Consider the following 10,368-nt stretch of genomic DNA (forward strand, 5'->3'; position numbering starts at 1 on the left):
GTGGATGTGCAAATCCTGGTTCCAGGCCCGCATCACAACCATCGCATGGCCCAGTTGGCGCAGGAGGATGAGTATGCCCCGCTCATACAGGCGGGAGTGCGGATGTGGGCATACCAGCCGAGCATGCTACACGCCAAGGCCGTCACGGTAGACGATACGGTTGCCTGTGTGGGGTCGGCCAATTTCGATCAGCGTTCCATGAGCAAGGATGACGAGCTGGCCCTGGTCATTCTGGACGAGGTGGTGCTGAGCGAACTCGACCGCCACTTTGATGAAGACCGCTCGCACGCCATGGAAATGCGTGCCGAAGACTACCGCCAGCGAGGCCTGTTCAGAAGGGCAAAGGCAACGGTGGCCGGTCTGTTTCGAAACCAGACGTGACAGGCGGACCTTCTAAGCCGTTGCGCAGGTGGCAGCCCTGGCCTGAGCGCGTCGTAGGCGGCGTAGTTAGCCCTCGCGCTGAATCGATGACGACGCCACGTAGTTCGTCGCGTTCATCGCTTCCATATCCTTGCGCAGCCGGCGCCGCTGGCGGAGTGAGGAAAGTCGCTGGGGCTTCCAGGCACTGGGTACCAAGATATATTTTTCCTCACCTTCTTCGTGCTTGAGTTCAAAGCGACGCTCCGCCCCAATCGGCCGGTCCTCCGAGCCGTAGATGCCGATCAAGCGAATGGTCAGGCTCTGCAGGCATAAATCTCCCTTGGGGCGGTAACCTTGCATCTCGATGCCGGCTTCCCCGGCCAGGCGATGGACCAGGTCGCTGAAAGTCCCGATATGCATGAAGTCGCCGGAAGCCAGCGGGCCCTCCCGGGTGTAATCGCTCACCTTCCCGAGCTCCTGGCCAGCCTCGCTGTCCGGATCATCTCCCTGGTTGGCCTTCTGATTGAAATCGGTCACGTCCATGGTGACTGTGCCGCGTGAGGTTTCCAATTCGACGATGATGTACTCGACGAAGATCGCCTCGGCGCTCATGTTGCTAATGATGCACAGCGCGTCGACATCCCTCTTTCTGCCACGATTGATGACTACTCGGGGGCGGCGCTGGCGTCGAAACCCAAAATACAACAGCTGCGCATAGACCAGCCAAATGATCAACGTGCCGAAGCTGGTTACAACGCCCAAGGCCTGAGAATGTTGTGAAATCCAGTTGAGCATAAGCCGCCCTCCCTGCCGGCCGTATTGGTATCGATTACAAGCAGGCTCAGTACAGCTAACAATGCTATTTGGGCGATGTAGTAACCTCACCTCCCCAGCAACTTATCGCTAGGCCACCGCTGGGCTTCGTGCTGCACCGACGTCTTCCAGGTGAAGGTAGAGCGGGTCGAAATCACCCGCTTCCTTCAGTTTCTCCCAATCAGGGACGATGACCTGTTTTCCCTTGGTTTGGACCAGACCATCGCCACGAAGCGCCTGGAGAACCCGATTCACGTGGACCGAGCTGGTCCCAATCGCATCCGCCAGCTCAACCTGGGTAATCGGTAGATCGAAGGCGTCGTCTTCAACAAGTCCCACCGCCTTCAGGCGCATCAGAAATTCGCAGAGAAGGTGGGCCATCCGGGTGTAGGCCTCGCGCCGCCCGTTATTGAGGAGCCACTCACGGAAGATCGAGGCGTCTACCAGCGTCTCGCGCCAGAAGGCAGCGGTAAGGCGTGGATAGCGTTCGCACACACAGCGCAAGTCCTCGTGCTGGATGAATCCGACCGTGCAGGGGCTGATCAAGGCAATACTGTTATCCATGACCTCCAAGTGTAGGCTTTGCAGGTCCGGGATGTCTCCGGGAACATGCAGGGCCACGAGCTGACGCTTACCCTCGGAGGTCAGCTTATAGACACAGCTGAAGCCCTCAAGAATCAGACAGCATTGGGAAGGTCGGTCACCGACACGTACGATGTCTCGACCAGCTTTGAGGTTGGTAACCTGTATCGGCAAGTTCTGGAGCGCCTGCTTCTCCTCGTCGGCGAAGGTGAAGGTGCTTTCCAGCTTGCGGATCATCAGGGTATGAGGGGAGAGAGAACCTGCGGTCATGCTTGCGCTCCGTGTCGGCGGCAGGAATGAAGCCTCTGGCCACAGTGTCTCTGCGCGGCGGATTTGAGTCATTTTCTAGCTCAAGCATAAATTATGGCGCACAGCCGAATACTTGGGCAGACGGCAATTGCTGTTGCTCCGGCTCGGTAGGCATTCCACTGAGGCTAGGATGAACTCGGGTCGTTATCTTGGCTTGGATCCATGCCCGCTTCCCCTTTCTTCGCTGCTGCATCTGAAGACTGCATATGGCGCCTTTCAGCTTCGGCCCTCTCGAGACTGTCGTAGTTGCCTAGGCTTGATCCAGTATCGCTGTCGTAAACCTCATAGCTCTTTATAGAGCTATCCTTGCTGACGACTTCCCTGATGACTATGGCGTCCTTGAGCATTGCTATCCTTCGCTTCCATTGGGCGTCATGTAATGACACTGAGCCAACCATACCGTTCCTGAGTATATGTATCTTTTCGTCACGGGGCAGGGGAGTGTGTAACCGAGGTAGGCATTCAGCAGTGCCCCAGATGGCAATGGTAGGATGAATCTCCCCTAGTTTCGTAGACGCCTCCAGACCTTATGCTGAAGACCTCAGGAGGTTTCTTGAGCCGTTAACGTAGCAGAGGGAAGCATCATTCACGTCAAGCTCCGTCTTATGCCGAGGAGCCTGAATTACGCCGGCAGCACCGCGAACGCGCCATCTGCTGATGCCGCTAGCAGTCGGTGAGTTGCTAGGCGACAAGATGCCCTTCGCTCAGGATCGCTCGACTGCTGCCTCTATAGTGGTGCGTGCCGTATCGAGCAGAATGCTTGTCCGCTACAATTGTCCCGATGCAGCCATCAATGCAACGCTAGGGTTCGTCGAGGGCTGCCTAGTGCTTGCCATCGGTAACGCCGAGCTGCGCACCTGTGTGAGGCCCAGTAACAATTGAAGGCCCGTTGCTGACTGCCTTGTATCGTTACGCTCGTATTCTGTATATGAGCGAGCCAGTTACTTCTTTCCCTGCCAGGGCCAATGGCCAGACAACTCGACCTCCAGCGTAAAGCTGAGGAAGGTACGTATGAGTACAATAAGGGCCAATACGCCGACTGTTTTGAAGGACAAACTAACTGCGACGGTATGAATGATGTCTGCGGCAACGAGAAATTCCAAGCCGAGTAAAATACCTCGTCCGAGGCTTTGGCGGACCTTACTAAATATTTCCTCAGTTTGGTCTTGGAAATGAAGCAGAACCGGTTGAACGATTAGTGCGTAGAATGAGAACCCGAGGATAATGCAGATACCCATTATCTCAATAACTGCCTCACTCCACTCTGCCAATGGCGTTACAATATTTAACAAAATACCTCCTGCATAACGTTGGTGTTCGTTAAGACAAGGTAGCATTTGTTGAGGCTGTTATCCGACCAAGTATACGATGTATTATTAAAAATCTTACTATTAGTGTCAGGCCCGATTGCTTGCGAGTCGTAAACACAGCAATAACTAGCTTGGTAATAATATTGATAGCAATTGGCAGCCTCTTATATGTATCCGGCTGGTCTTCTGGATTATCAATATGCCATAGACAGAAGTTAACATTTAGTAAAACTGTGTTGTTTCTCTTCGTTTGATAAATTCCAATAGCTCTTCTATGGTTAATTCATCGTCAGGTACTGATAATTTCAAATGTCAGTAACCTTGATGAGGTCAAGGAGTAGCCGTTTTTGGTTTCTCTTCGCTTTTGCAATCAAGGAGGTAAGCATGAAGCGCACTTGGATTAATGGACTCGGTGGAACCCTCATTGCATTTTCTATGTTGAGTGCCGGTAGTGCTTTCGCTCAGGAAAATGGGTTTAGTGAGTGGGATTCCGATGGCGATGGCGTTGTCAACTATGAAGAGTTCGATGCTGGCTTCGATGATGAAGGGCTCTACAATAGCTGGGACGCTAACGGCGATAACATGCTTGATGAACAAGAGTATGGTGAAGGCATCTATAATACTTATGATCGGGATGGCAGCGGCGACTGGTCAGAGGATGAGTATGGCGATTTCGGCGATGATGCTGGCGACGAAGGTTTCTGGGATGTTTGATCCCGTTCCGAATAAAGGCTAGCGCATTGTCAAAAGCGGGAGGTAACCTCCCGCTTTTTATATCACGCGGACTTGAGCATCCCTACTCTGCAACTATGAGAGTGCTTACAGAGTCACAGGCCAAGCAAGATAACCGGTTGAGCAGTTGGTGCCCGCCGCTAGCCAGACTCAGGTCTCCGATGCTTCAATACGTCGGTCGTGGCGCATCACCTGCCGGCGTGCCTTCTCGATCCAGGCATGCGTTCGCTCAACGGCCAATCGTTTCGACAGCATTGTAAAGCCGTTGGCATCAGGCCGGCGCGTGAAGAGATCTCTTGGCCCGGGACAGCGATGCTGGTTTAGATGGTGTAGAGGCGACCGCAGCTTTCCGCAAGGAAAATGGCATGGCCAAATGTCGAGTCTGTCGAGAGTTTATCGCGCGTGCAGACGCCTGGGGCTTTCTCCCAAGCCAAGCGGATGTTCCAGCAGAGCAGCTATATTGTCGCGAGGCCCTGCGCAACATAGTGCATCATGTCGATGCCAAGCGATGATCAGCTCGAAGTGAACCAACTTAGTGGGAACGGGTGACGATCTCAAGCCCAGTGTGAGTTTAAAAGCCAGGGCACGGCATCCTTCCTTCCTCTAACGTGTCTCTCAGTGCTTATAATACCGCCAATGCCTAGGTGACAGGCATGTCACCGATTTGCTGTAATGGTGTGGCTGTTTGCACAGTGCCTCGATCTTGATAGGTGCCGATCACCAGCATGAAGCAGCGGTAGCCTGGTTGCCGTTTAATTTTAGCGGTTTCGCATACGTGCGCTTGCCGCCCCTCATCGCTGGAATGAAGTGAATCAATCAAACCGAAGCTTTTATACAAGCCTTGCTCGGGCATTTGGTGGCGCGATTCTTTTCGCTCTCCCCGTTTTAATGACCATGGAGACTTGGTGGCTAGGTTTCTCTGCACCCCGGGAGCGTATTGGACTGTTTCTGCTGGTGGCCTTGCCCATCCTGCTTGGGTTGGCTCATATTTCTGGCTACTGGCGTACTTCCCGTTGGTTTGAAGAGGTAATTGACGTTTTCGTCGCTACTGCGGTTGGTCTCTCCACGGCAACGCTTTTTCTCTGGATTTTCGGAGTTATCGATCAAGTCACGCCGCTCGGTCATGCCATTGGCCAAGTGACCCTGCTGAGCGTGCCGTGCGCCTTCGGCGCTTTGCTGGCCAGTGAGCTGCTCGGCAAGCAGAGCGCATCCAACGAAGACCGACAGCAGGATATCCAAGGCAAGTATTACCGTGAGCTGAGTATCATGCTTGCCGGATCGCTTTATGGCGCCTTTACCGTGTCGCCTACGTCTGAAATGTACTTGATCGCTTACAAGATGACGCCCTAGCTTCTCCTCGTGCTGGTCTCGCTATCGCTGATGACCATGCACGGTTTTGTCTATGGCATGAGCTTTCGCGGCGAGGAGCAGGTAGAGCCTGATGCGGCTTTCCTCAAGATTTTCTTTCGCTACACAGTCACCGGTTATGCCATCGCTCTGGGCATGAGTTCTTATGTACTCTGGACCTTCGAACGTTTGCAGGGCCTAGGATTTGGCACAGCGATCATGCTCATCGTCGTGCTGGGTTTTCCAGCCGCCATCGGCGCTGCTGCCTCAAGATTGGTACTTTAGTGCATGAACGAACCATCAGGTAACGCAGGACAGGCCCAAGACTCAATCAGCTCTCTCAGTGAGCGGCTGGTTGCACTTGTGGGGGCTGCTGCAGTAATCGTCGTTGCAGGAGTCATGTTCTGGCAGGCACTCTATGGTGACGATTCACCGCCGAACGTTGAAATCGAACTGGTGCGCATAGAGCCGAGCGGAGACGATTATCTAGTTGAAATCCTCGCGATAAATTCGGGGGGGAACACAGCCGCTGCCGTAACAATCAGGGGGGGAGTTGATGAAGGATGGTCTCCTGATCGAGTCATCGAGCGTGACCATTGATTACGTGCCACCACATTCCGAGGTTCAAGCTGGCCTTTACTTTAGCCAAGAACCAACCCGGCAGATGCTAAAGCTCTTTGCCAACGGCTATCACCGGCCTTGACCCTCGGGTACATAAGAGATAACGACCGGGCGCTAACATAGCCATCGACTGATTTCTGGTTGATCGATATAGTTTCGTCTGGATTAGCTTAGGGCCAAATAAAACAAGCCCGGCCTTGGAGGGTAGGCCGGGCTAAGCAGCCGGGAAGACTGCCAAAGGGTAAGCCGTTCTGGAATCCTTGGCGTTAATGGCATCCTGCCTCTGGCCGCCTACCTTCCCAAGCCTCGGTCATCCTGACCGCGCTCTTCCTGAACTGGCAGCCTATCCTTGGCCGCTGCTTACCGTACGCAACAGAGTAGGATCCGCAATCTTCCTACGCAAACCATATCATGTTGAGAAAAGTTACTTGGCCTAACACAGGTTAGAAAGATTAAGAAATAATAATGCGATGCATCGAGGGCAGGGATTGGTGAGCTGTCTGGAATCGAACGTGGGCCTCCATAAAACATTAGCACGAACGAACAACGGCGAAGGTTGCGGCGCAGTGACCGGCATCTACGGATCTAAGCGTTACAAGAGTTCGATTGCTAAAAGCAGCTTCGCTCAGGTGCTGGTCGTTGGCTCCTGCTGAAGGTGGCGATGATCTGTTTGCTTACCTCTTAGAAATTCAGTCTGACGGCTTTAAGCCTTGTAAGGTGGCCAATAAGTCTCTTTTGACGTAACCCAAGGCTAGAAAGGCCTTCAGGCCGCAAACATCAAGCCACTTAAATCTTCAGTTAGCCTGCACTTTTGGCTATCAAGCCTCGAGCACTAGCCCGCTTGCATGGGCTTTAGTTTTGCATGCCAAGCTTCTGAATTAAAAATCAGCGGTTGGGATAAATGACAAAGGCTAGATTGGCCTACCCCGACAGTCGGTAACAGGCTCGTATGCAGCCAGCGCAGCCCTTCAGCTTTTATGTCTGTAGAAGGTCCGCCTCTGCCGATACCGTGTAGGCAACGCTGAACGCGTTACGACTGCTACGATTCTTGGATCGACAGGGCCCGACACGTAGTGGGAAAGCATTGACTGCTGCGTCGCTGGAAGGCCGATACGCGCCGGTTCGCCGGTGGACATCTAACGGATCACGTCTAGAAGACGGCTAGGGAAGGGGATTAATGGATGGCATTTGGGTTGTACTCGGATTGGCGCTGCTTCCTGCGTTAGGGAACTTTAGTGGCGGGCTCGCTGCGGAGAATTCCCGGACTACCGGACGCCGCCTCAACTATGCCCTTCACGGCGCCGCCGGCCTCGTCATTGCAGTGGTAGCGGTTGAGATCATGCCGCGTGTATTGGAAAGCCTCTCGGCATGGCTGATCGCCTCTACCTTCGCCCTGGGCGGCATTGCTTACGTAAGTATCGAGAAGCTCGTAGAGGGGGTCCAGAAGCGGCAAGGCCAGCAGGGCGAAAGCGGTCAGACGGGCGTCTGGATGATCTATATTGCCGTGTCCATTGACCTGTTCAGTGATGGCCTTCTGATCGGTGCAGGTTCGGCAGTCTCGCCGTCGGTTGCTTTGATCCTGGCGGCAGGCCAAGCGCTGGCAGATGTGCCTGAAGGGTTCGCGACGATCGCCAACATGAAAGATAAAGGAATCCCACGCAGTAAGCGCATACTGCTTTCTGCTTCCTTTGCGATCCCTGTACTCTCGGCGGCCGTCTTTTCTTACTTCGTACTCAGGAATCAACCGGAGTCTTTCAAGCTAGCGGCACTGACATTCACGGCAGGCCTTCTTACGGTCGCTGCTATTGAAGACATGATATCTGAAGCTCATGAGAGTGGTGACGATACGCATGTCTCGCCTCTAGCGTTCATAGGCGGCTTCGTTCTGTTCGTTCTGGTATCGGCGGGCTTGGAAGGCATCCTGGGGCAAAACTAGCGTCCCGCATTGCCCTAGCCAGCCTGACCCTGACACTATTGATTGCCTACCTTCTCTTGGCGACGTTGGCAGCAGCGATCATCGTCGCCGTTGTGACCCTCGTTGATTTCAGTACTATCAGGCGAACCTGGGCGTGACTTCATGGCCATGCTGGCAACCATCCTGATTACGCTGTTCTACGGCGTAGAAAGTGGAATTTTGGCAGGGGGGCTTGTCGTTGGCCATTCATTTGTACCGTACCAGCCGCCCTCATGCGGCGCTGGTCGGACGAGTCCCTGATAGCGAGCATTTCCGGAACATTGAACGCCACCGTGCTGAGGTTGACGAGCGACTGGCGATTCTATGTATCGATGAGAGTCTTTACTTCGCCAACTCCCGCTATCTGGAAGACACAGTTCTCGAGTTGCTATCCCTCGCTTCCATTGGGGCGTCATGTAATCACATCGAGCCAGGCATGCCGTTCCTGAGGATGAGTGGCTTACCGTCACGAGACAGGGAAGATGTATAATCGAGGCAGGCATTCAGCAGTGTCTAACGCCCATTTCAGCATACATTCGGTATATACGTGGCGGAATGGCCTAACTACTTTGTTTAACTCATCAGCTACGGCTTGGAGCGTGAGACGCAGCGCAATGCCGAATTGAAGTGGCTGACTGAGCGACGGACCCTGAATTTCAAGACGGCGCCGATTTCCGCAAGGATAATGGCAATAGTCTTACGCCGGGGCTGTCGGGAGCTTATCGTGCGTTGCGGACGCCTGAATATTTACTCCCAAGCCAAGCGGGTGTCCTAGCAGACCAGCTATAAAGATGATCTATGCTTTTGATCGCGAGTTCCTGCGCAACATAGTGCATCATGTCGATGCCAAGCGCTGATCAGCACGAAATTAACCGACGTAGTGGAAGCGAGTGACGATATCAAACCCAGTATGAGTTTAAACCCAAAGCATGGAATTCTGACGGATATTATCCATTGTACTAAGGCTGTTTATCATAACAAAAATATCTGCCTAAAATCAAATTTACATCAGGTCGTCAATATTTCATTAGTCCTTCGAAAGAAACTATAAAGTCGGAAAGAAAAGAGCTGAGGCGTTCAGCTGAAATTCAGTTTGCTACGGTACACTGGCTATCATTTTCGTGCTTTTCTGTTCCACTAATTAACAGGAACCGTGCCATGGCATCTTATCCGGCTGAGACGCTGTCGCGACGTCAACTGCTAAAGCTCGCATCTTCGCTAGGCATCTCGACCGCCGCTCTAGGGTTGCGACCTGCCTGGGCCAGCCCTTTAGGCGTTAGTAATGTCTACCCCCATGGAATCGAGCAAGGCAGTACAGTCTCCCTTACCGTGCGGCGCGAATCGTTGCCTATCGCAGGCAAAATGGGAAAACCAATTACGCTCAATGGAACCAGCCCAGGGCCCTTGATACGCCTGCGCGAAGGACAGGATGCTGTATTGAAGGTAACCAACCTGCTGGATGAGGAAACCTCTGTGCACTGGCACGGGCTCATCCTGCCACCGGAAATGGATGGAGTGCCTGGCGTCAGCTTCGCTGGCATTGCTCCGGGTGAGACGTTCACGGCACGTTTCCCTGTTATCCAAAATGGCACCTACTGGTACCACAGTCACTCCGGGCTACAGGAGCAGCTTGGCCACGCGGGTCCGCTCATTATCGATGCTGCAGAACCCGAGGCGTTCACATATGACCGTGAACATGTGTTGCTGCTTACCGATTGGACTTTTGAAGACCCGCAAGATATCTTCCGTCACCTAAAAGTTGCGGAGGGCTATTACAACTACCAGGAGCGGACATTAGCTGATTTCTTCGCCGATGTGGCGGAGAACGGCTTTGCCGATACTGTTAAGCAGCGCTCGATGTGGGAGCAAATGCGCATGAGCTCCCGGGATATCGCCGATGTGACGGGGAGTACTTATACATACCTGTTGAACGGCCATGCGCCAAAAGATAACTGGACGGCGCTGTTCAAGCCGGGAGAAAAAGTCCGGCTGCGTGTCATAAACGGTTCAGCAATGTCCTACTTCGACGTACGCATCCCTGGTTTGAAAATGACCGTGGTGTCCGCCGACGGTCAGCCAGTACAACCGGTACCCGTCGACGAGTTTCGCATTGCCGTGGCCGAAACCTTCGACGTACTTGTCGAGCCTGAGCCTGGCCGGGCTTACACCATATTTGCCGAGTCCATGGACCGCAGCGGTTATGCAAGTGGCACTCTGGCTCCTCGGCTAGGCATGGTGGCGCCGATTCCGCCGCGCCGTAAGATCGCAGATCGCGGCATGGAAGCGATGGCGGCACATGGTGGCATGGATCACTCCAGCATGCAGGGCATGGACCACTCC

11 protein-coding genes and 1 pseudogene are annotated in these 10,368 nt (G+C 53.7%); 8 read left to right on the forward strand and 4 right to left on the reverse strand.

Annotated elements, in window-relative coordinates:
* Positions 1-381 (forward strand): phospholipase D-like domain-containing protein (locus F568_RS23190; RefSeq protein ID WP_244874810.1); only part of this gene is annotated, 381 nt, incomplete at its 5' end.
* 66 nt (positions 382-447) lie between these two features.
* On the opposite strand, the gene F568_RS0118000 is transcribed toward F568_RS23190, so the two are convergent.
* The 3 genes from F568_RS0118000 to F568_RS0118010 all read right to left on the reverse strand — a co-directional run bounded on the left by F568_RS0118000 (position 448) and on the right by F568_RS0118010 (position 2,411).
* The gene (locus F568_RS0118000; protein ID WP_019020159.1) at positions 448-1,155 is read right to left on the reverse strand and encodes a hypothetical protein; all 708 of its coding nucleotides are present in this window, start codon (positions 1,153-1,155) and stop codon (positions 448-450) included.
* A gap of 108 nt (positions 1,156-1,263) precedes the next feature.
* Positions 1,264-2,025, reverse strand: a complete 762-nt coding sequence (locus F568_RS0118005) for a Crp/Fnr family transcriptional regulator (RefSeq protein ID WP_019020160.1) — start codon at positions 2,023-2,025, stop codon at positions 1,264-1,266.
* 164 nt (positions 2,026-2,189) lie between these two features.
* A complete protein-coding gene (locus tag F568_RS0118010) occupies positions 2,190-2,411 on the reverse strand; it encodes a hypothetical protein (RefSeq protein ID WP_019020161.1) in 222 nt (73 codons plus the stop codon).
* 310 nt (positions 2,412-2,721) lie between these two features.
* Between F568_RS0118010 and F568_RS25435 the strand changes: the two genes are divergently transcribed.
* Positions 2,722-2,946 carry a hypothetical protein gene (locus tag F568_RS25435; protein ID WP_019020162.1) on the forward strand — a complete coding sequence of 75 codons (225 nt, stop codon included), beginning with the start codon at positions 2,722-2,724 and terminating at the stop codon, positions 2,944-2,946.
* A gap of 59 nt (positions 2,947-3,005) precedes the next feature.
* Here the strand turns inward: F568_RS25435 and F568_RS0118020 are convergent, their stop codons facing one another.
* Positions 3,006-3,356: a DUF1622 domain-containing protein gene (locus tag F568_RS0118020; RefSeq protein ID WP_019020163.1), complete on the reverse strand. Its 351-nt coding sequence runs from the start codon at positions 3,354-3,356 to the stop codon at positions 3,006-3,008.
* A gap of 402 nt (positions 3,357-3,758) precedes the next feature.
* Here F568_RS0118020 and F568_RS0118030 point away from each other — a divergent pair, with 402 nt between their 5' ends.
* The 6 genes and pseudogenes from F568_RS0118030 to F568_RS23205 all read left to right on the forward strand — a co-directional run.
* Positions 3,759-4,088 carry an EF-hand domain-containing protein gene (locus F568_RS0118030; protein WP_019020164.1) on the forward strand — a complete coding sequence of 110 codons (330 nt, stop codon included), beginning with the start codon at positions 3,759-3,761 and terminating at the stop codon, positions 4,086-4,088.
* 825 nt (positions 4,089-4,913) lie between these two features.
* Positions 4,914-5,738 (forward strand): annotated as a pseudogene (locus F568_RS25810) (TIGR02587 family membrane protein).
* 3 nt (positions 5,739-5,741) lie between these two features.
* Complete coding sequence (locus tag F568_RS25030; protein WP_156817487.1) at positions 5,742-6,053, forward strand: hypothetical protein; 312 nt, start codon at positions 5,742-5,744, stop codon at positions 6,051-6,053.
* Between the two features lie 1,198 nt (positions 6,054-7,251).
* Positions 7,252-8,010, forward strand: a complete 759-nt coding sequence (locus tag F568_RS0118045) for a ZIP family metal transporter (RefSeq protein WP_019020168.1) — start codon at positions 7,252-7,254, stop codon at positions 8,008-8,010.
* A gap of 190 nt (positions 8,011-8,200) precedes the next feature.
* Positions 8,201-8,518 (forward strand): hypothetical protein, encoded by a 318-nt coding sequence (locus tag F568_RS26390; protein WP_189459682.1) that lies wholly within the window; start codon positions 8,201-8,203, stop codon positions 8,516-8,518.
* A gap of 668 nt (positions 8,519-9,186) precedes the next feature.
* Positions 9,187-10,368, forward strand: a 1,182-nt coding sequence (locus tag F568_RS23205) for a copper resistance system multicopper oxidase (RefSeq protein ID WP_040476590.1), incomplete at its 3' end; no start/stop codon positions are given.

The sequence above is a fragment of the Modicisalibacter luteus DSM 23508 genome, from assembly GCF_000378505.1.
GTDB classification, from domain to species: domain Bacteria; phylum Pseudomonadota; class Gammaproteobacteria; order Pseudomonadales; family Halomonadaceae; genus Modicisalibacter; species Modicisalibacter luteus.

Coding starts and splice junctions, on each gene's coding strand:
- F568_RS25030 (WP_156817487.1), top strand. CDS start 5,742: ATGAACGAACCATCAGGTAACGCAGGACAGGCCCAAGACTCAATCAGC.
- F568_RS0118010 (WP_019020161.1), bottom strand. CDS start 2,411: ATGCTCAAGGACGCCATAGTCATCAGGGAAGTCGTCAGCAAGGATAGC.
- F568_RS0118005 (WP_019020160.1), bottom strand. CDS start 2,025: ATGACCGCAGGTTCTCTCTCCCCTCATACCCTGATGATCCGCAAGCTG.
- F568_RS0118030 (WP_019020164.1), top strand. CDS start 3,759: ATGAAGCGCACTTGGATTAATGGACTCGGTGGAACCCTCATTGCATTT.
- F568_RS25435 (WP_019020162.1), top strand. CDS start 2,722: ATGCCGCTAGCAGTCGGTGAGTTGCTAGGCGACAAGATGCCCTTCGCT.
- F568_RS0118000 (WP_019020159.1), bottom strand. CDS start 1,155: ATGCTCAACTGGATTTCACAACATTCTCAGGCCTTGGGCGTTGTAACC.
- F568_RS0118045 (WP_019020168.1), top strand. CDS start 7,252: ATGGATGGCATTTGGGTTGTACTCGGATTGGCGCTGCTTCCTGCGTTA.